The organism is Xanthomonas sp. NCPPB 1826 (assembly GCF_056725285.1).
Genome location: NZ_CM161521.1, coordinates 2,418,275 through 2,438,420 on the forward strand (window position 1 = coordinate 2,418,275; position 20,146 = coordinate 2,438,420).

Consider the following 20,146-nt stretch of genomic DNA (forward strand, 5'->3'; position numbering starts at 1 on the left):
TACCTCAACGACGAATGGTGCCGAGCCCAGCAGGCTCGGCGGTGCTGGCATAGCGGTTGGACAGGTCGGCCGCCGCGTTGCCGATCGCGGCCACCGCACGGTCGATGGTCGGACCGTTGGCGATCGCCGCGATCTTGGCTGCGTAGCCCGGATCGGTGGCGTATCCAGCCTGTTGCAAGCCGCGTGCAAAACCCTTGATATCGGTGCCGGCCTGCAGTGCGGGCTGGTAGCGACTGTTGTTCTTCAGCAGCCGCACGTAGTCGGCAAAGCTCTCCTCGGCCGAGCCGTAGGCACGGAAATCGGCGGTTTCGGTGGTTTTGACGCCATTGACGTATTCGTGGGTGCCGGTGGTGACCTTGTCACCGCTCCAGCCGGTGGCCTTGATGCCGAACAGGTTGTTGGAGTCGCCGCCATTGCCGATACCGCGCCGGCCCCAGCCGGTCTCCAGCGCGGCCTGCGCCACCAGCGCACGCGGATCCACGCCCAGTTCGCGCGCGGCCTTCTGCGCATGCGTCCAGATCTTGGCGACGAAGCCTTCCGGGGTACGCTCGCCCAGGCTGGCGGCCGCGCTGCTCGCCGCACTCGCATTGACCGCGGCGTTGGCATCGGCGGCATCGCTGGCCGCCACATCGCTCCAGCGATCGTTGGCCGAGGGCCAGCTCAGCGCGGCCGCATCGTCGCTGCCGGCATCGCTGCTGCCGGTGCGCCCGGCGATCAGATCCAGCACTTGGCTCATGCCGATGCCGCCCAGGCCGCCTGCGCCGATGCCTGCAGCGCTACCGGTGCTTGCGCCGACGCCGGTCGCCGCGCCATCGCGGCTCGGCAGCGGCAACGAGGCGTCGCGCTTGCCGGCCACCAGCGAATAGGCCTTGGCGGCATCGGCGGTGCTCAGCGAGGTATTCAACGCCGGGCCGCCGGTGTCGCCGCTCAACTGCTTGGAGATCATCGCCGACAGGCCCAGCCCCTTGCCGTCGGTCAGCGCCTTGGCCATCTGCTGGTCGTACATCTCGCGGAACATCTGGTTTTCGCCCGGGAACATCGGGTCGCCAGAGCTTGCATCGCGCATGCTCTTGACCAGCATCTGCGCGAACTGTCCTTCGAGCTGACGTGAGACCTTGTCGATCTTGGCGGGATCGGCCTTGGTGCTCGGGTTGAGATCAATGGGCGAGGCTGCGATACGCATGTCAGATCACCTCCAGCTCCGCCGTGAGCGCACCGGCTTGCTTGAGCGCTTCCAGGATGGCCACCAGGTCGCCGGGAGCGGCGCCCACTTCGTTGACCGCACGCACGATCTGATCGAGCGTGGTGCCGCCTTCGAACTTGAACATGCGGCTGCCTTCGGAGGTGGCCGTGATCGTCGACTGCGGGGTCACCGCGGTGCGGCCGCCACTGAAGGCGCCCGGCTGGCTGACGTTGGTGTTCTCGCTGATGGTCACGGTGAGCGAGCCATGCGCGATCGCCGCCGGCATCACCCGCACCAACTGGCCGATCACCACCGTGCCGGTGCGTGCATTGACCACCACCTTGGCCGGGGCATCGCCCGGAGAGAGTTCGACATTTTCCAGCCGCGACAGCAGGCCGATACGCGCGCCAGGATCGGTCGGCGAGCGCACTGCCACGGTCACGCCGTCCACCGCACGCGCGGTGCCGGCGCCGAAGCTGCTGTCGATCGCCGCGACCATGCGCGAGACGGTGGTGAAGTCGTTCTGGTGCAGGTTGAGGGTGATCTCTCCGCTGCCGGCAAACACGTCCGGCAATGCGCGTTCGACGGTGGCGCCGTTGGGAATGCGGCCGACGCTGGGGATGTTGACCGACACCCGCGAGCCGTCCTTGCCCTGCGCGCCGAAGCCACCGACCACCAGGTTGCCCTGCGCCATCGCATAGACCTGGCCGTCGGCGCCCTTCAGCGGTGCCATCAGCAGCGAGCCGCCACGCAGCGACACCGCGTTGGCGATCGAGGACACGGTGATGTCGATCGGCTGGCCGGGCTTGGCAAACGGCGGCAGTTCGGCATGGATGGCCACGGCCGCGACGTTTTTCAGCTGCGGATTGACGTTCGCCGGAACATTGACGCCCAGCTCGCCAAGCAGGTTCTTCAGGCTCTGTACGGTGAAGGGCGCCTGGCTGGTGCGGTCGCCGCTGCCGTCCAGGCCGACCACCAGGCCGTAACCGACCAGCGCGTTGCCGCGCACGCCGCCGACCTGGGCAAGATCCTTGATGCGCTCGGCCGAGGCCGGCGCGGCGATCGCGCAGACCGCCACAGCGGCGGCCAGCAGACGGAAGGGCAGGGAAGACAGATTCATGGTCGCAGGCTCAGTAGGGCGACAGACGGGAATTGAAGAAGCGGCTCAGCCAGCCCATCGCGTTGGACTGCGCGATCGCGCCGCGGCCGCCGTAGGCGATGCGGGCGTCGGCCACCTTGCTCGAGGGCACGGTGTTGTCCGGGGCGATGTCGGCGGCGCGCACGATGCCTTGCACCTGCACCAGTTCGTCGCCCTGGGTCAGGCGCAGGTTCTTCTGCCCCTGAATCACCAGATTGCCGTTGGGCAGGCGCTGCATCACGGTGACGGTCACGCTGCCCTGCATGCGGTTGCTTTGCGCGGTGTTGCCCTTGCCGTCGAAGCTGCGATCGCCGCTCAACGAGTTCTGCAGCACATTCAAGCCACCGACGGTGAGCGGCGCTCCCAGCAGCGTCGGCGCGGCCATGGTGGTCGCGTCCTTCTTGCTGATGCTGGTATTGGCGGTGGACGAGGCGGTGGTGCTTTCCACCAGGTTCACCGTCAGCAGATCGCCAACATCGCGGGCGCGGCGGTCGCCGTACAGGTTCAGGCTCGGGCCGGCGGCGTAGATCGCCCCGGCGGTGGGCTGCGCCACCGGCGCGACCACCGGCACGATCGGCGCCAGTTCGGCGAACGGCCGCACATCGCCGGCCGCCACGCAGCCGCCCAGCAGCGCGCTGCAGGCAATGGCGAGGCACAGGGAGGAAGGAGAAGGCAGGCGGGACATGGCGTGGATTCCTGAGAGGGCAGCGACCGGCGGGCCGATCAGACGTTGTTGTTCAAGTAACCGAGCATCGAGTCGGTGGTGGAGATCGCCTTGGCATTCATTTCGTAGGCGCGCTGCGTTTCGATCATGCTCACCAGTTCTTCCACCGTGTTGACGTTGCTGCCTTCCAGCGCGCCCTGCACGGTGTTGCCCAGGCCGTTGAGGCCGGGGGTGCCGTTCTGAGCAGGGCCGGAGGCGGTGGTTTCGACAAACAGGTTCTCGCCCTTGGACTGCAGGCCCGAGGGGTTGATGAAGTCGGTCAGCGTCAACGCGCCGATTTCCTGCGCGGCGGCCTGGCCGGCCAGCGTCACGCTGATGGTGCCGTCGTTGCCGATGGTTAGCGACTGCGCGCCTTCGGGGATCTGGATGCCCGGCTGCAGCGGGTAGCCGCTGTTGGTGACCAGCTCGCCCTGCGCATTGATCTGGAAGGTGCCGTCGCGGGTATAGGCCGAGGTGCCGTCGGGCATCTGCACTTCGAAAAAGCCGCGGCCGTTGACCATCACGTCGAGCGCGCGGCCGGTCTGCTGCTGGCTGCCCTGGTCGAAACCCTTGAAGGTGGAGACCACCCGCACGCCGGTACCCAGTTGCAGGCCGGTCGGCAGCTGCGTCTGCGCGGAGGTGGAACCGCCCGGCGCACGCACCTGTTGGTACAACAGGTCTTCGAACGCCGCACGATCGCGCTTGAAGCCGGTGGTATTGGTATTGGCCAGGTTGTTGGAAATGACCGACATGCGCGTCTGCTGCGCATCCAGTCCGGTTTTGGCGACCCACAAAGCCTGATTCATGACCCGATTCCTCGTTAGACCCGGGGATGTGTTCCGGGTACGGGTGGGTATATGCACGTGCTGTGCCAAACCCGCGTCGGATTTTTGCCGGCTGTGCACTGGATCACGCGAAGTGGCCGCGGTGGCCTGCGCGGGGCAGGGGTGGCGGCGGACAGGCAGCGGCTAGGCCGAAGCGGTGGACACCTGCGCGGCAGATCAGGCGCGGCAGATCGGTCGCCGGTCAGCGATGTGTTCGACGACGTGTGAACCCTTGGCGCTGCGTGCGGAAGGGTTTGGGGATTTGCCGGCTGGCATTGCGACGCAGTCAACAGGCTGGTTGGTCGAGGGCGCGGTGTCCTCACCGCTCGCGGGACACGCCGTGAACCCATCTCTGGGGGCTCGGTGGCGGCATCCATGCCGCCACACGGTCCCGCAATCGGCGAGGCCTCCGCACCAGAGAGTTTGAAGGTTGCTTTCTTAAAGCTTGTCCATTGCTCGGCTTGCATTGAGAAGATCATTGGACGCGCCGTTATCCAAGCAACCCACGTCAGGCATTGTTTGCACCATGCACGCCGACCATCTCGACAGGTCCTTGCCCGCCCACCGTCGCGGGACCTTACGCGGCATGGATGCCGCGTAAGAGCCTACACGGACGTACTTGCGGCGTGTCCCGCGATGGTGGGCGGGCAAGGGCCCTGCAGCAAAGTCACAAACCAGCCGCTCTGCAGCGAATGCCCAGATCAACAGCATTGCCAACCGCACACACCTTGCCAACAAACCATCGGTAGTCAGCGTCAACCGCATACAAACCACCTGCGAGACCGCAGGAGTCGAACGACATGCCACTTCGCTCGCGAGCCACGTCCCCTAGGCGGCCGCCATCCAGGTGCTAGGCAGCGCGGCAAGCCAACCGGCGGTGCGGCAGTGGGCGCCAGTGGCGCTTAGCCGCTAACCCGCAGCAGCGAATTGGCCGACTGCGCGTTGTCGTCGCCGTTCTTGATGATCTTGACCTGCATTTCGAACTGACGCTGCAGCTGGATCATCTCCACCAGCGCGCCGGCGGCGTCCACGTTGCTGCCCTCCAGCATGCCGCTGTTGATGGTCTTGCCGGTGGCCACTGCAAACGCCTGCGCCGGGTCGGTGCTGGTGTTACGCATCAGCCCGTCCGGGCGCCGCGTCAAACGGTCGGCGGGGGCGTCGACCACCTTCATCTTGCCGACGATGGCCATGGTCTGCGGGCCTTCGCCCTGCGGAATGATCGAGATGCTGCCGTCGCTGCCGATCTCCATCGCCTGGTGCGGTGGGATCGTCATCGGGTTGCCGCCCTCATCCAGCACCGCATGCCCATTGGCGGTGACCAGCTGGCCATTGGCGGTGAGTGCCAGCTCGCCGTTGCGGGTGTAGGCCTCGCTGCCGTCGGGCGACTGCACCGCCAGCCAGCGGTCCTGCTGCAGCGACACGTCCAGCGGGTTGCCGGTGACCTTCTGGTGGCCCTGGCTGCGGTCGAAGCCCTGGTCCATATGCAGCGCATCGATCCGCGACGGATAGCCCTTGCCCTGGATCTTGAACGCCTCGGTATTGGCCAACGCAGCCTTGAACCCCACCGTGTCGACGTTGGCGAGATTGTGCGACACGGTGCCCTGCGCCTGCAGGGAGGCGCGGGCACCGGTCATCGCAACGTAGAGAGCTTTGTCCATTGGGCACCGGGATTGGGGAGTCGGGATTCGGGATTCGTAAAACGCTGGCTATTGCGACCTGGCAGAAGAGGGACAGGGCCGGCATCCGTTTAGCGGAATACCGGCTCTTGCCAATCCCTAATCCCTAATCACTCATCCCAGCCGTTAACGAATATTGATGATCGTCTGCGTGACCTGATCCTGGGTCGAGATCATCTGCGAGTTGGCCTGGAAGTTGCGCTGGGCCACGATCATGTTCACCAGCTGCTCGGTCAGGTCCACCGTGGAGGATTCCAGCGAGCCGGATTCGATCTGGCCCAGGTCCGAGGTGTCCGGTGCGCCGGTGCGGGCGGCGCCGGAGGTGTAGCTTTCGGCCCACATGTTGTTGCCCTGCGATTGCAGGCCCTGCGGGTTGACGAAGGTGCTCAGGGCGACCTGGCCCAGCGGCTTGTCGGCGCCGTTGGAGTAGCGCGCGAACACCACGCCGCTGGTGTCGATGCTGATCTCGTTGAGCTTGCCGCTGGCATAGCCGTCCTGGCGGGTATCACGCAGCGCGAAGGCTTCGCCGTACTGGGTCGAGCCGCTGACGTTGAGCTGCATGTTCAGCACGCCGGCGCCGGTGCTCGGGGTGAACGGGTCCATCGTGATGATGCCGTTGGCCGGGGTGGTCAGCGCGCCGGTATCGGAGAACTGCAGCGTGGTGGGCGCACCGACCGCGGCACCGTCCACGTAGTTGTGCACCTGCCACTCGTTCGGGTTGGCGGTCTTGACGAAGTAGGAGGTCTGCACATGGCTGACGCCCAGCGAATCGTAGACGTTGATGCCGCCGGTGGAGTGGCTGTAGGTCTTGTCGTCGGCCGGGCTGAACGGGGTCACCGACGGGGCGGTGGCATTGCCGGGCAGGGTGAAGGCCAGGTTGACCGTGGAGGTCGACTTGGGCGGGCTGTCGGTGGTCAGCAGCTGCAGGTCCGACAGGCGGCCGACGTCGAAGCCGTTGCCGCTCGGGTTGGGAGCGAAGACCTGCAGGCGCGCGCCTTGCGGATTGATCACATAGCCGTTGGCATCGGTCTGGAAGTTGCCGGCGCGGGTGTACATCTTGGCGCCGTTGGAGGTCACGGTGAAGAAGCCTTCGCCGGAGACCGCCAGGTCCAGGCTGCGCCCGGTCGGGTCGATATTGCCCTGCGAGAACTGCTGCGCCACATTGCTGACGCGCACGCCCGAACCCACCGCATTGCGCGACAGGCCGTAGCTGGTGCTCTGGAACATGTCGGCAAACTCGGCACGCGATTCCTTGAAACCGGTCGTGTTGACGTTGGCGATGTTGTTGGAGGTGACGTTCAGATCGGCATTGGCTGCGTTGATGCCGGACAACGAGGTATTGAAAGCCATGGATGAGGTCCTTTAAGTGTCGGTTGCCGGCTCAGCTGACGCGGAGCACGTTGGCGAGCGGGGAAGTGCCTAGCCCGGTCAGGTTGAGATACAGGCCGTCCGAGCCGATCGTGACGCTGTCCACCGGCGCGTCGACATAGGTGGACAACTTGCTTTTGGAACCGGCGGTGTCGGTCTGGGTGGCGGTCACGCCGTACTTGCCGGCGGCCATGCGGTTGCCGTTGGCATCGGTGCCGTCCCAGGCAAACGACACTTCACCGGCGGCGCTGGCCGGCACGCTGAGCTGTTTGACGAAGGCGCCGTTGGCATCGGTGATTTCGAAATTGACGGTGCCGGCCGAGGTCGCGGCGACCACGCCCTTGGCCGAATTGGTGGCATCGATGGCGAGCTGTGCGGAGGGCACCAGCACGTTGTGCCCGACCAGCGAGGCGCCCTTGAGCACCTGATCGCTGCTCTGCGCTGCCGAGAAGCTGCTGACCTTGGTATTGAGGTCGCCGATGCCCTGCACGGTGGAGAACTGCGCCAACTGGCCCAGAAACGCGCTGTTTTCCATCGGCTTGAGCGGGTCCTGGTGCTGCAGCTGCTCGGTCATCAACTTGAGGAAGTCGGCCTGGCCGAGCGATTCCTCCTTCTTCTTGGTCGCTGTGGCGCTGCTGGAGGTCAGCCCGAGGCTGGTGTAGAGGTCACTACCGATCGTGCTCATGTGAAAGGGTCCGTAAGGGAAGGGTCAGCTAGGAGGGTCAGCGACCCATGGTCAGGGTGGCGAGCGCCAGTTCCTTGGCGGTGTTGAGCATTTCCACGCCGGCCTGGTAGTTGCGCGAGGCCGAGATCATGTTGACCATCTGCGAGACCGGGTCCACGTCCGGCGAGAACACGTAGCCATCGGCATCGGCCAGCGGATGGCCGGGCTCGTAGCGACGGATCGGCGGCGCGTTGGTGGTGGTGATCTCCTTGACGTTCACCGAGGTCAGGCTGGGGTCCTGGCGACTTTGCTGGGCCTGGAAGATCGGCTCGATGGGCTTGTAGGTCGCCTCGGCCGAGCCAGCGACGGAGTCGGCATTGGCCAGGTTGGAGGCGATGGTGCTCAGGCGGACCGACTGCGCGTGCAGCGCCGAGCCGGCCACATCGAAGATGGGTAGATTGCTCATGACTTATTGGCCGGTGATCGCGGTGAGCATCGAGCGCACCTTGGATTCGAGGAAGCTCAGCGAGGCGCGGTATTCCAGCGCGGCGCGGCCGTAGGCAGCACGTTCGGCATCGGGATCGACGGTATTGCCGTCCAGGCTGGGCTGGTCGGATTCGCGGGTGATCTGGAACGGGTTGAGCCCGGCACTGCTGCCGATCTCGTAATGCTTGGCGTCGGTGGTCTGCAGCAGCGTTCCGTCGCGTACGCCTTCGGCCGATTTGAGCGCCGCCTCGAAATTCAGATCCTTTGCCTTGTAGCCAGGGGTATCCACATTGCTCAGATTGCTGGCAATGAGCTTCATGCGCTGCTCGCGTAGCGGCAGAGCATCGCCGTGGATGCCTAGAAAGGACGAGATGGAATTGGACACGGTGCTCTCCCGCGAAGTGTTACCAGGGAGAAAGCAATGTTTGTGCCAATCGAGGTGGTGCGGGCCGCGGAACGCGGAGAGTGATCGGAGCTGCCGACGAACGGCAGCTTGGCCGTCCCGGGAACGCGATGGACATCGTATCCGTCGTGGTGTTGCTTCGATCAGGCACGCCAGGCGGGAAGGTTCGGGATGACGTCAGGACTGCCCGCCGACGTCCGGCCTTAGCGGATGTCACTTTAAAAGCGGGTTGACGCACACCGCTCCAACTTCAATGCTGCCGGACTCTTGGAAGCCGGCGCATCGCCTTGTCGCTGCCATCGGCTCCGACCCGGCAGCCGCCTGGCCTGCTCAGGCCGCTTCGGCGACCACTTTCAGGCGCGCCAGCACGTAGTCGGCCAATTCGTGGGCGCTGTACTTGGCCACGAAGGCATTGGCGCCGACCTGTTCGACCATGGCGTTGTTGAACACGCCCGACAGCGAGGTGTGCAGCAGCACGTACAGGCCTTGCAGGCCCGGCGTGCGCCGGATTTCTGTCGTCAGCGTGTAGCCGTCCATGGCCGGCATTTCGATGTCGGAGATGACCATCGCATAGCGGTCGGCTGGATTTTCGCCTGATGCAGCCACCTGCAAGAGGTGGTCCAGCGCCTGGCGGCCGTCGGACAACAAGGTCGCCGAGACGCCGAGTTGGTCGAGTACGCTGCGGATCTGCTGGCGCGCCACGCGCGAGTCGTCCACCACCAGTACCTGGAACTGCCGGTCGTAGGCGACCAGCTGCAGCGAGGGATCCAGCTGCACGTCCTTGCTGACCTTGGCGATGTCGGCGAGCACGCTTTCCACGTCGATGACCTGGATCAACTCGCCCTGGAAGCGCGTCACCGCCGTCAAATAAGTGGCTTCGGCGCCCAGTTCCGGCGGCGGGTGGATATCTTCCACCGCAATATTGACGATGCGCTCCACGCCGCTGACCAGAAAGCCCTGGACCGAGCGGTTGAATTCGGCCACCACCAGATAGCCGGGGCCGTTTTCCGAGTGCGCGTCGCGCTCCGGGTGGCCGATCGCCAGGCCCAGGTCCAGCACCGGCACCGAGCGCCCGCGCACGTCGGCCACGCCGGCGAACTCGGTCGGCAGGCCGGGCACCTGGAACAGCTCCGGGCGGCGCAGCACCTCCTGCACCTTGAACACGTTGACGCCAAAAAGCTGGCGCCCGCCCAGCCGGAACAGCAGCAGGGCCAGTCGGTTGTGGCCAGCCAGACGCGTGCGCTGGTCGATGCGGTTGAGCAGATCGTGGGTCATGGGGCAGATATCGACAGCGCCCTCGGAAAACTTGAGCGGTTTTAGCCTGGCGTGGGGCGCTGTCGGGATTGGGGAGTCGGGATTCGGGATTGGCTCAAGCGCCGGGATCTGGTGATTTGGGATTGGGGATTGGCTCAACGGCGTGAATGAGCGCGTTGGTCAGGCCGTTGCTGCTTCTGCAGCCCTGAAGACTTCGGAGACAGTTGGTCGGATAGACCCGCTGGCTCAAAGGGCCCTGGCAACGGCTAAATGAATCACCCGCCAAGCCGCTTTTACAAGTCCCCAATCCCAACTCCCCAATCCCGGCAAAAAAACAGGCACGCCTCTTGCACTGCCTGTTCCGTCTCCCTCCGGATCTGGTCCCATGCGCCTGCTCCTGCTTGTCATCTTGTTGGCTGCCGCTCCGGCCTGGGCCCAGAGCTATCAGTCTGTCGATTCCATCCGCGCTGCGGCGCTGGCCACCGTTGGCCCGGATGCCGAGGCCGAGGCCACGCTCGATCCGGGCTTGCGCATGCCGGCCTGTCCGATCGCGCTGCAGGCGCAGCCGACCGGCACCAATACGGTGGAAGTGGCCTGCCCGCAGCCGGCCGGCTGGCGCCTGTTCGTGCCGCTGAAGGTGCGCCGCAACCAGGACGTATTGGTGCTGCGCCGCGGCATCAGCGCTGGAGAAGTCATTTCGCTGGCCGATATCAGTATCGAGAAGCGCGATGCAGCGCGCATCGTCGGCGCGGTGCTGGCCGATCCGGTGGCAGCGGTGGGCAAGACCGCCCGGCGCATCCTACCGGCCGGCTCGCTGCTGTCGGCCAACGATCTGGTCACGCAGCGGCTGGTCCGGCGCGGCGACACCGTGCCGCTGGTGTCGCGCAATGGCGGTCTGGAGGTGCGCATGAGCGGTCGCGCACTGTCCGATGCCGGCGAGAACGAGCGGGTTTCGGTGGAAAATTCCTCTTCGCGCCGGGTGGTGCAGGGGATCGTCGAAGCGAGCGGGACCGTTGTAGTGTCCAGATAGAAAATCGCTATAAAGTTTTTTTTTGGCATGCCGTTATCCCCTACGACCTGTAGAGGAGTTCCCGACATGAGCCAGAAAATCGAAGGCAATCTACCGACCGCTGCAACCCTTCGCACCGCGGCCACGAGCAGCAAGATCGCTTCGGCCGGTGAAGATCGCGCGTCCCCGATCGCCGCATTGCCGCCGACCGACAGCGTCAAGCTGACCGGTGAGGCGACCAACCTGCAGAACCTGCAACGCACGCTGTCGCAGTCCTCGGCGATCGACACCGGTCGCGTCCAGGCAGTGAAGGATGCGTTGCAGAACGGCAGCTACTCCATCAACCCGGATGCCATCGCCAGCCGCATGATGGATCTGAATCAGCAACTGGCGGGCTAATCCCCGACCCAAAGGATGAACGTGAACGAGTTCCTGCAACGTCTCAGCGATGCGCTGGCCGGCGAACGCCAGGCATTACTCGAGAACGACATCGATGGGTTGATGCGCCATACGCAGGACAAGCTGTCGGCACTGCGCGCGCTGGAAGCGGCAATGCCCCAAGGCGAAGAAGAGCGGCTGCGCGAACTGGCCGAAGCCAATCGCGCCAACGGCGCGCTGCTGGCACGCCGGCGCCGCGAAGTGAACTGGGCACTGCGTCATCTGGGCCGCACCGAGAGTGCGCCGTCCTACGACGCCAAGGGCCAATCGAGCGTGCTGCGCGGCGGTCGTTCGCTGGCAGTGGCCTGAAGCACCGCAGCGTGCCCGAGCGCACGCGCAGGCTGGACCAGATGTCTGTGCCGCAGCTTTGAGCTGCCCGGCGTGCAAGAGCGTGGCCCCGCGCAATACGAGGCCTGGGCGGTTCGGCGTATATTGAAGCGTCCTCTACGCCGCCCTGTCCCGTGACTGCCAAGTTTTTTCTCAATCAAACCCTATTACCGTCCTCGACCATGCTGCGCGCCTTTGGCGACCAGATGCTCGAGGGCGTGCTGCTGTTCCGCGCCGACGGACAGCTGATCCTGGCCAACGCCATCGCCCGCCAGAGCCTGTGCAAGGAAGATCCTGCCGACGACCGCAATCTCGGCGAACGGATCTCGCAGGTGCTGCCGTCGGATGCGCTCAATCAGGCGCGCAGCAAGGGCAGCTGGACCGGCAGCCTGCCGGTGGCCGATCGCGTGGTCATCGCGCATCTGTACTACAACGAGGAGCAGGGCGTCGGGCACTTCCTGGCGCTGTTCCACAACATCGAAGGCCAGCAGGACTACGAGCGCGAGCTGCAGCAGCGCCATGCCGAATTGCGGCAGGCCTATCTGCGTTTGAACGGCGCGCAGGACAAGCTGCTGCAGTCGGAAAAAATGGCCTCCATCGGCCAGCTGGCCGCCGGCGTGGCGCACGAAATCAACAACCCGATCGGCTATGTGCACTCCAATCTCGGCAGCCTGCAGGAATACCTGCGCAGCCTGTTCACGCTGATCGAAGCCTATGAGCGCGCACTGCAGGCGCCGGATCCGAAGGCGCTGATTCCGGAGATCGACGAGATCCGCAACCGCGCCGACATCGACTTCATCAGCCGCGACCTGCCGCAGCTGATGGCCGAGTCGCGCGAAGGTATCGAGCGGGTCACCCGCATCGTGCGCGACCTCAAGGACTTCTCGTACTCGGACCGGTCCGAGTCGTGGAAGATGGTCGACCTGCATGCCGGTCTCGAATCCACGATCAACATCATCTGGAACGAGCTCAAGTACAAGGTCACGCTGGAGCGCAATTACGCCGAGCTGCCGTTGGTGGAATGCCTGCCGTCCGAGCTCAACCAGGTCTACATGAACATGCTGCTCAACGCCGGCCAGGCGATCGTCGAGCGTGGCACGATCACGGTCACCACCGGCCGCGACGAGACCGAGAATGTCTGGATCCAGTTCCAGGACAGCGGCGCGGGCATCGCTCCGGACCTGCTGCAACGCATCTTCGACCCGTTCTTCACCACCAAGCCGGTCGGCAGCGGCACCGGCCTGGGCCTGTCGATCTCCTACGGCATCATCAACAAGCACCACGGCCGCATCGACGTCGAAAGCGTCCCGGGGCAGGGCGCCAGTTTCCGGATCGTGCTGCCGGTGCGGCAGCCGCGGTAGCGCTTGGCGCTGGGATTGGGGAGTCGGGATTAGGGATTGGCAAGAGCGGTTTTGCCGCGCTCTTGCCGTCTGCCTTACTCAGCGAATCTCCGATTGCGGCTCAGGAATATCGCTGTTGGCTTTTGCTTTACCAATCCCCAATCCCGAATCCCTATTCCCTGCCGTTACGCAGCTCATCATGCGTGCGAAATGCCTGACGAATGTGCTCGCGCAGCTCGTCGTCGTTCCAGGGCTTGGTCAGGAAGCGGTAGATCGCGCCGCGGTTGATCGCTTCGGTGACCGTGGCCAGATCGGTGTAGCCGGACAGCACCAGGCGCACGGTGTCGGGGTAGAGCATCTTGACCCGGCCCAGGAACTCGGTGCCGCTCATGTCGCTCATGCGCTGGTCCGACAGGATCACCTGCACGTCGTTGGTGGCGAGCAGGTCGAAGGCGTCGCGCACGTTGCCGGCGGCCAGGATGCGGTAGCCATCGCGGCGGAACAGGCGCACCAGCGAGCGCAGCACGTTTTCTTCGTCGTCCAGCAGCAGCAGCGTGCGGTCGGGGCGGCTTTCGGCGAACGATTCCGGGCGCAGGTAGCGGCGGCGTAGCGCCATGCCGGCCGACTCGGCCGACATCGGTTCGCCGAACAGATAGCCCTGGAAGATGTCGCAATCGTTGCGCCGCAAAAAGCCCAGTTGCGCCTGCGATTCCACGCCGTTGGCGATCACCGTCATGCCGAGTTGGTGGCCCATCGCGATGATCGCGCGCGCAATCGCCGCCTCGCGGCTGCCGGCCGGCGCGCTCTTGATGAAGCTGCGATCGATCTTCAGCCGGTCCACCGGATAGCGCACCAGCGCGCTCAGGCTGGAATCGCCGGTACCGAAGTTATCCAGGCTCAGGCTGATGCCTTCGTTGCGCAGGTTGGCCATCGTCTCGTGGACGAAGTTAACGTTGTTGGTCAACGCGCTTTCGTTGATCTCCAGCGTGACGAACTGCGCCGGCACGCCGGCGGTCTGCAGCATCGCCATCACTTCGTTGAAGAAACCCGGGCGCAACAGCTGCAGCGTGGAGACGTTGACCGCGATGCTGAAATCGTCGAAGCCCTGGTCGCGCCACAGCCGTGCCTGGCGCACCGCGTTCTGCAGCACCCATTCGCCGATCTGCACGATCACCCCCAGGCGCTCGGCAGTGCGCATGAAGCGTTCCGGCACCAGCATGCCCAGGGTAGGCGACTGCCAGCGCAGCAGTGCTTCCATGCCGACGATGCGGCCGTCGCGCGCGCTCACCAGCGGCTGGTAGCGCAGCCGCAGTTCGCCATGCGGGATCGCATCGACGATCTGCCGCGCAATGATGCTTTCGCTATGCGCATTGGTGGTCGAGTTGCGCGTGTACAGGCGCACCGTATTGCCGCCTTCGCGTGCGGCCTGGTAGCTGGCTTCTTCGGCGTAGTCGAGCAGGATCGACAGCGAGGTGGAGTGTTCCGGGCACAGGCTGATGCCGACCTTGCCGGTCATGAACAAGGTGTACGGCAGCACCGACAGCGGCAGTTCCAGCTGCTGGCGGATCTCTTCGGCAAAATCCTCCGGCAGCGGGGTGTCTTCGCGACGCACCGCCACCACCACCATCTCATCGCTGCCGTGACGCCACAACTTGCCGCGCGCGCCGAGAAAATCCTGCAGCCGGCGCGCCACCAGCGTCAACGCCTGATCGCCGACTTCGGCACTCATGTTCTCGTTGATCGAGGCGAAGTGATCGATATCGATGTGGAACACCATCAACGGCGGGCCGCCGGATGCGGCAGCGTCCACCAGATGCAGCAGTTCGGGATTGCCCGCGCCCAGGCGGGTGGGTTTGACGATTTCCAGTCCGGGCGGGATTACGGGGCTCCACATGACTTAACGTCCACCATCGTCGTGGACGGGCTCGCCGACCGGGTGATAGGGCAGGCGCAACGTCACGCGCGTGCCTGCTCCGGGTGCTGATTCTATCGCGAGCGCGCCGCCGACGGTTTGCGCACGCTCACGCATCACGATCAGCCCGAGCCCACGCGGGCCTTCCGGTTCGAAGCCATCGCCGTCGTCGCTGACTTCCAGGCGAAAGCTCTCGCTGTCGATCGAGTACAGCCGCATGTGCACTTCGCCGGCGCAGGCGTGGCGCAGCGCGTTGGTCAGGCTTTCCTGCGCAATCCGGAAACACGCCTGCTCGATCTCGTTGCCCGGGCGCACGTCCAGTGCCTGGATATCCAGCTCCAGCCGCACCGGCGATGCGCGAAACAGCATCGAGGCCTGCCAGCGCAGCGCCGCTTCCAGGCCCAGCGCATCCAGCTGCGGCGGACGCAACAGCATCGACAGGTTACGCAGCTTGGTCACGGTGCTGTCGGCCAGCGACACCACTTCCAGCAGGTCTTCGCGGCGCGCGTCAGGATCGGGCTCGTCCAGCGCCGCATGCGCGGACAGCTTCATTGCCGTTATGGCCTGGCCGATGTCGTCGTGCAGATCGCGCGAGATCGCGCGGCGTTCGTCCTCCTGCAGCGAGAACAGGCGCTTGGCCATCGCCTGCAACTCGGCATTGCTCTCGGCCAGCGCATCGCGCATGCGTTCGGGTTCGCTCAGGTCGCGCACCACCAACAACTTGCAGCTGCGTCCGCCATAGCGGATATCGCCGGCCGACAGGCCGGCATAGAAGGTGCTGCCATCGCGGCGGCGCATCGCCCGTGCGCTGGACACCGGCTCGTTGCGATCGCTGCCCGCGCGCAGGTACTCGCGCACCACCGGCAGATCACTGTCGCCGACCAGCGTCTGCAGCGGCTCGCCCAGGATGGTTTCGCCCTGGAAACCGAACTGCACCGATCCGGCGGCATTGGCATACATCACGTGCTCGTCGGCCAGGATCAGCACGCCATCGGGCAGCACCCTGACCAGCTCGCGGAACTGCTCCTCGCGCTCGCGCAGCAAGCGGCGCGACTGCTCGCGCTCGCTGACGTCCTGCAGCGTGCCATGGATATGCCGGGCGCCGTTCGGGTTGGTCACGCTTTCGGCGCGCAGATGCACGGTGCGCGGCTGCGAATCGCCACCGGTCAGCGGCAGCAGCACGTCGATCTGCACTTCGCCACCGGTGCACATGTCCTCGATCATGCGCTCGATCCGCGCCTGGGTGGCGGTGTCCGAGGCGGTCAACAGTTCTTCCAGCCGATGCTCGCGCCGATGCATCGGCACGCTGCGGCCAAGCAGGCGGTACACCGCCGGCGAGTAGCGCCCCAATCCGGTCGCGCGATCCAGCTGCCATGAGCCAAGCCGCGCGATGCTCTGCGCCTCTTCCAGCCGCTGCAGCGCCTCGTCGCGCAGATGCTGCGCCTGGCGTTCCTCGCTGCGGTCCACGGTGACCACCAGGCGAGCAGGGCCGCTGGCCAGATGCAGCTGGTTGCTGCGGATCTCGACATGGCGCGGGCCGCTGCGGGTCAGCAGATCCTCGTGCAGGGTGCAGGTGGCGTCGCCCTTGGCGCGGATCTGGGCAATGATTTCCTCCAGGCGCGCGCCGTCGGCGTTGGGCCAGATTGCCTGCAGCGTCTGCTGCAGGAATTCGTCGCGCTCCCAGCCGAAGAATTCCAGCGCTGCCGGGTTGGCATCCAGGATGCGCAGCGTGGCCAGGTCGTAGATCAGCGCAGGGCTGGGCAGGGCCAGGAACTTGGCCTGCAGCACCGCCTCCGATTGCGCCAGTTGCGCGTGCTCTTCCACGATCAGCGCCACGAAACGGCGCAGCACCAGGTGGATCACCACGCTCGACACCAGCAGGAAGCTGGCGTCCGACCAGCGCTCCGGCATGGCGGCGCCGGCCAGGTGCAGCAGCCGGTTGCCCAGCAGCAGCCAGATCACCCCGACCAGCAAATACAGCCCGGTCAGGGTCCACAGACCTTGTTGCAGGCGCTCGGCGAGGCGAAGACGGGACACGGGAGCGGACGAAAACGCGGGCGCGGCGACAGGATGAGGCATGGGTCCGCGGACGACCTTTGGTGCTGGCGATGCAACCATCTTAGCCGCAACTCGTCCCGGTTCGGTCGGGCCCGAAACACGCGCCTCAACTAATCCAGGAAACGGCCGTTATCCATTGCGACTCCGAAGGCCGGGGTCGATTCTTCGGAGTGTTCCAGAGTGGACTCAGGCGTCATTGCAAGCATGCTGCAGCACCCGCTGACCTCGGCGGTGGTGTTGTTGGATGCGCATGGCCAGCCTCTGGCGGCCAACCGCGTTGCGCAATCGCTGGGATTGCCGTCCACCCTTGGCGCCTATGCCGAAGTCCTGGAAAGCAGTCGCGTCCAGGTGGCCAATAGCGGCGGCATGGCCGCCTGCGTGCTGCCGGGTACCGGTGGCGGGCGTCTGGAAGGCTGGCTGCGCGCGGTCAGCGACGAACACGGCCAGGTCATGGCCTTCACCCTGAGCATTCCCGAGCCGATGGGCGCCGACGGTACCAGCCGCTGGGAAATGGGCCTGGACAGCGCCGATCACGGACTGTGGGACTGGGACATTCCAGCCGATGTGGTCTACCGCTCCGAGCGCTGGACCCGCATGCTCGGGTATTCCGAGCAGCCGCTACCGAACAATCTCACCGCGTTGTCCGGGCTGATCCATCCCGACGACCACGCGCTGGTCAGTGCTGCCGTGCAGGCGCACCTGGACGGGCGCACCGATACCTACACGGCCGAATTCCGTCTGCGTCAGCACGACGGCCAGTGGCGCTGGATCCTGGATCGCGGCCGCGTGGTGTCGCGGACCGCCGACGGCCGCCCGCTGCGCATGGTCGGCACGCATACCGATGTGCACCACCACAAGTTGCTCGAGCAGCAGCTGCGCGAGCAGCAGGCCCAGCTCGAAGAGGCCCAGCGCATCGCCAGCATGGGCAGCTGGAGCTGGGACACGCTCAAGGACACGCTGTGGGTGTCGCCGGATTTCCTGCAACAGCTCGGCGTGACCCAGCAGCGCCTGCAGGGCATTCGCGACATCCTGCGCCTGCTGGGCCGGCCGTCGGTTGCGCATCTGCGCAGCGCCTGGCGCAAGATCAAGCACGAAGGCCTGCCGGTGCATTTCGAGCTGGAAATCAATGGGCTTGGCGACGTCAATCCGCATCACCTGCGGGTCTGGGCGCAGCCGGTGTTCGATGGCAACGGCAGCATGGTGCGTTTGCTCGGCCAGTTGCAGAACGTCACCGAGCAACGCCAGACCGATGCATTGATCCGCTGGCGCACCGAGCTGCTCAACCGCGTGTCTGCGCTGGGCAAGATCGGCGGCTGCGAGATCGAGGTCGACACCCGGCGCATGCAGTGGACCGAGGAGTGCTACCGCATCCACGGCCTGCGCAAGGAAAACATCACCCTGGAGCAGGCGCTGTCGCTGTACACGCAGGACTCGCGCGACGCCTTCGAGGCGGCGCTGCTGCGTATCTCCGATGGCGGCCTGCCCGAACAGCTGGAGCTGTGTTTCTACCGCAACTCCGGCCAGCGGATCTGGGTACAGGTGCTGATCGAGCTGGACCGTCGCGAAGGCCTGCCGCCGCGTTTCGTCGCCTTGTTCCGCGACGTCACCCGCGAGCGCGAAGCCAACGAGCGCATCGAGCTGCTGGCCCACTACGATCGCCTGACCGGTCTGCCGAACCGCTTCCTGCTGCGCGAGCAGGCAGAGAACGCGATTCGCGAAGCGCACGAGCGCGGCCAGGTGCTGGCGATGCTGCTGATCGATCTGGATGGCTTCAAGAGCATCAACGATTCCTTCGGTCACGCCACCGGCGACAATCTGCTCAAACTGGCCTCGGCGCGCCTGCACCAGCATCTGCGCAACAGCGACCTGTTCGGTCGTTTCAGCGACGACGAATTCATCGTGCTGCTGCGTGATCTCTCCGAACCGGAAGACGCCGGCCATGTGGCGCGCAAGCTGATCAGCGCGCTCGGCGAGCCGCTGCGCAAGGACCACGTCACCCTCAAGCTCGGTGCCAGCATCGGTATCGCGTTGCAGGGCGAGGGCCTGTCGGATTTCGACAGCCTGCTGCGCGCCGCCGATGCGGCGATGTATGCAGCCAAGGAATCGGGCCGCAACACCTTCCATTACTACAGCCAGGACGTGCTGATGCGTGCACAGCGCCGCCTGGAGCTGGAACACGCGCTGCAAGGTGCGCTGGAACGCGAAGAATTCACCCTGGTCTATCAGCCGCTGGTCAACACGGTGGGTGAATCGTCGCCGGCGATCGAAGCGCTGATGCGCTGGAATCGCCCCGGCCATGGCCAGTGCAGCCCGGTCGAGTTCATTCCGATTGCCGAGGAGTGCGGCGAGATCGTGCGCCTGGGCGAATGGGTGATCGGCGAGGCCTGCCGCCAGGCCGTGGTCTGGGACCGCGCCGGGCTCAATTTCAGCCGCATCGCGGTCAACGTCTCTGCGGTGCAGTTGCGCGAGCGCGGCTTTGCAGAGCGCGTACTGGAAATCTGCCGCGACAACGGCTGGTCGCCATCGCGCCTGGAACTGGAGTTGACCGAATCGGCCTTGATCCGCGATTCCGACTCGCTGCGCCGCTGCTTCGAGCTGTTCGAACAGAATGGTGTGCTGTTGGCGGTGGACGACTTCGGTACCGGCTTCTCCAACCTGCATTACCTCAACCGCTTCCCGGTGCAGCGTCTGAAGATCGACCGCAGCTTCGTGCAAGGCATGCTCGACGACGCCAACACCGCCGAAGTGACCCAGGCCATCGTGCATCTGGGCCACGCGCTGGGCATGCAGGTGGTCGCCGAGGGCGTGGAAACGGTGCAGGAAGACGCATTGCTGCGCCAGCAGGGCTGCGACGAAATCCAGGGCTATTTCTACTCGCGGCCGCTGTCGCCGCGCGACATGGCGCAGTGGCTGCGCGAAGCCGAAGCCGGCATGCGCCTAGGCGCACGCCTGGTCCTCGCCAACTGACGCCATCTGTCGCAGCGCCCGGCGTCGCCCGCCTGGCTGTTGAAATGCGCCGGTCAAAAGCTCAGCGAGTCGAGGGCGTGATGCCCTCGCCACTTGCGGGACACGCCGTGAATCCGTCCAAGGAGCCAGCAACCGGCAAGGGCACCGCACCAGAGAGTTGGTCGGTGGCCAGATAAAAACATACGTATTGCAGGGTCTTGAGACTTTGAGAAGTCCATAGCCTGCCTGTTGAAAGCCTGCCTGTTATTCGGCTTGCGTGAGGAAGATTTTCGGACGCAAGGTGATCCGAACAATGCACCTCGTGCTCTGCTTGCAACCCCGCACACCGACAATCTCGACTGGTCCTTGTCCGCCTACCGTCGCAGGACCTTACGCGGCATGGATGCCGCGTAAGAG

Annotated in this window: 17 protein-coding genes; 5 read left to right on the forward strand and 12 right to left on the reverse strand. The window is 65.3% G+C overall.

The window, feature by feature from the left end:
• Nucleotides 1-4: 4 nt before the first annotated feature.
• The 10 genes from flgJ to AC1PLA_RS10445 all read right to left on the reverse strand — a co-directional run bounded on the left by flgJ (nucleotide 5) and on the right by AC1PLA_RS10445 (nucleotide 9,720).
• Nucleotides 5-1,183 (reverse strand): flagellar assembly peptidoglycan hydrolase FlgJ, encoded by a 1,179-nt coding sequence (gene flgJ / locus AC1PLA_RS10400; protein WP_053045464.1) that lies wholly within the window; start codon nucleotides 1,181-1,183, stop codon nucleotides 5-7.
• A gap of 1 nt (nucleotide 1,184) precedes the next feature.
• Nucleotides 1,185-2,303, reverse strand: a complete 1,119-nt coding sequence (locus AC1PLA_RS10405) for a flagellar basal body P-ring protein FlgI (protein ID WP_039521506.1) — start codon at nucleotides 2,301-2,303, stop codon at nucleotides 1,185-1,187.
• Nucleotides 2,304-2,313: 10 nt separating this feature from the next.
• A complete protein-coding gene (flgH, locus tag AC1PLA_RS10410; RefSeq protein WP_481106108.1) occupies nucleotides 2,314-3,006 on the reverse strand; it encodes a flagellar basal body L-ring protein FlgH in 693 nt (230 codons plus the stop codon).
• A gap of 38 nt (nucleotides 3,007-3,044) precedes the next feature.
• Nucleotides 3,045-3,830: a flagellar basal-body rod protein FlgG gene (gene flgG / locus AC1PLA_RS10415; RefSeq protein ID WP_016901723.1), complete on the reverse strand. Its 786-nt coding sequence runs from the start codon at nucleotides 3,828-3,830 to the stop codon at nucleotides 3,045-3,047.
• A 920-nt stretch (nucleotides 3,831-4,750) separates the two neighbouring features.
• Nucleotides 4,751-5,506: a flagellar basal-body rod protein FlgF gene (gene flgF, locus AC1PLA_RS10420; protein WP_481106109.1), complete on the reverse strand. Its 756-nt coding sequence runs from the start codon at nucleotides 5,504-5,506 to the stop codon at nucleotides 4,751-4,753.
• Nucleotides 5,507-5,650: 144 nt separating this feature from the next.
• A complete protein-coding gene (flgE, locus tag AC1PLA_RS10425) occupies nucleotides 5,651-6,874 on the reverse strand; it encodes a flagellar hook protein FlgE (RefSeq protein WP_016901724.1) in 1,224 nt (407 codons plus the stop codon).
• A 31-nt stretch (nucleotides 6,875-6,905) separates the two neighbouring features.
• A complete protein-coding gene (locus tag AC1PLA_RS10430) occupies nucleotides 6,906-7,577 on the reverse strand; it encodes a flagellar hook assembly protein FlgD (RefSeq protein ID WP_016901725.1) in 672 nt (223 codons plus the stop codon).
• 37 nt (nucleotides 7,578-7,614) lie between these two features.
• The gene (gene flgC / locus AC1PLA_RS10435; RefSeq protein WP_005914451.1) at nucleotides 7,615-8,022 is read right to left on the reverse strand and encodes a flagellar basal body rod protein FlgC; all 408 of its coding nucleotides are present in this window, start codon (nucleotides 8,020-8,022) and stop codon (nucleotides 7,615-7,617) included.
• 3 nt (nucleotides 8,023-8,025) lie between these two features.
• Nucleotides 8,026-8,427 carry a flagellar basal body rod protein FlgB gene (flgB, locus tag AC1PLA_RS10440; protein WP_024939612.1) on the reverse strand — a complete coding sequence of 134 codons (402 nt, stop codon included), beginning with the start codon at nucleotides 8,425-8,427 and terminating at the stop codon, nucleotides 8,026-8,028.
• A 348-nt stretch (nucleotides 8,428-8,775) separates the two neighbouring features.
• Nucleotides 8,776-9,720 (reverse strand): chemotaxis protein CheV, encoded by a 945-nt coding sequence (locus tag AC1PLA_RS10445; protein WP_016901727.1) that lies wholly within the window; start codon nucleotides 9,718-9,720, stop codon nucleotides 8,776-8,778.
• A 364-nt stretch (nucleotides 9,721-10,084) separates the two neighbouring features.
• On the opposite strand from AC1PLA_RS10445, the gene flgA reads away from it, so the two are divergent.
• The 4 genes from flgA to AC1PLA_RS10465 all read left to right on the forward strand — a co-directional run bounded on the left by flgA (nucleotide 10,085) and on the right by AC1PLA_RS10465 (nucleotide 12,834).
• Complete coding sequence (flgA, locus tag AC1PLA_RS10450) at nucleotides 10,085-10,729, forward strand: flagellar basal body P-ring formation chaperone FlgA (RefSeq protein ID WP_039527362.1); 645 nt, start codon at nucleotides 10,085-10,087, stop codon at nucleotides 10,727-10,729.
• 66 nt (nucleotides 10,730-10,795) lie between these two features.
• On the forward strand, nucleotides 10,796-11,107 hold the full coding sequence (gene flgM / locus AC1PLA_RS10455) for a flagellar biosynthesis anti-sigma factor FlgM (protein WP_016901729.1): 312 nt from the start codon (nucleotides 10,796-10,798) through the stop codon (nucleotides 11,105-11,107).
• A 15-nt stretch (nucleotides 11,108-11,122) separates the two neighbouring features.
• Nucleotides 11,123-11,455 carry a hypothetical protein gene (locus AC1PLA_RS10460; RefSeq protein ID WP_024939614.1) on the forward strand — a complete coding sequence of 111 codons (333 nt, stop codon included), beginning with the start codon at nucleotides 11,123-11,125 and terminating at the stop codon, nucleotides 11,453-11,455.
• 152 nt (nucleotides 11,456-11,607) lie between these two features.
• Nucleotides 11,608-12,834 carry an ATP-binding protein gene (locus AC1PLA_RS10465; RefSeq protein ID WP_039527359.1) on the forward strand — a complete coding sequence of 409 codons (1,227 nt, stop codon included), beginning with the start codon at nucleotides 11,608-11,610 and terminating at the stop codon, nucleotides 12,832-12,834.
• Nucleotides 12,835-12,985: 151 nt separating this feature from the next.
• On the opposite strand, the gene AC1PLA_RS10470 is transcribed toward AC1PLA_RS10465, so the two are convergent.
• Nucleotides 12,986-14,707 carry an EAL domain-containing protein gene (locus tag AC1PLA_RS10470; RefSeq protein ID WP_039521514.1) on the reverse strand — a complete coding sequence of 574 codons (1,722 nt, stop codon included), beginning with the start codon at nucleotides 14,705-14,707 and terminating at the stop codon, nucleotides 12,986-12,988.
• Nucleotides 14,708-14,710: 3 nt separating this feature from the next.
• Nucleotides 14,711-16,843, reverse strand: coding sequence for a sensor histidine kinase (locus tag AC1PLA_RS10475; protein WP_039521515.1), 2,133 nt, complete (start codon nucleotides 16,841-16,843; stop codon nucleotides 14,711-14,713).
• A gap of 120 nt (nucleotides 16,844-16,963) precedes the next feature.
• Between AC1PLA_RS10475 and AC1PLA_RS10480 the strand changes: the two genes are divergently transcribed.
• Nucleotides 16,964-19,750, forward strand: a complete 2,787-nt coding sequence (locus AC1PLA_RS10480; RefSeq protein ID WP_481106110.1) for a sensor domain-containing protein — start codon at nucleotides 16,964-16,966, stop codon at nucleotides 19,748-19,750.
• The last annotated feature ends 396 nt before the right edge of the window (nucleotides 19,751-20,146 follow it).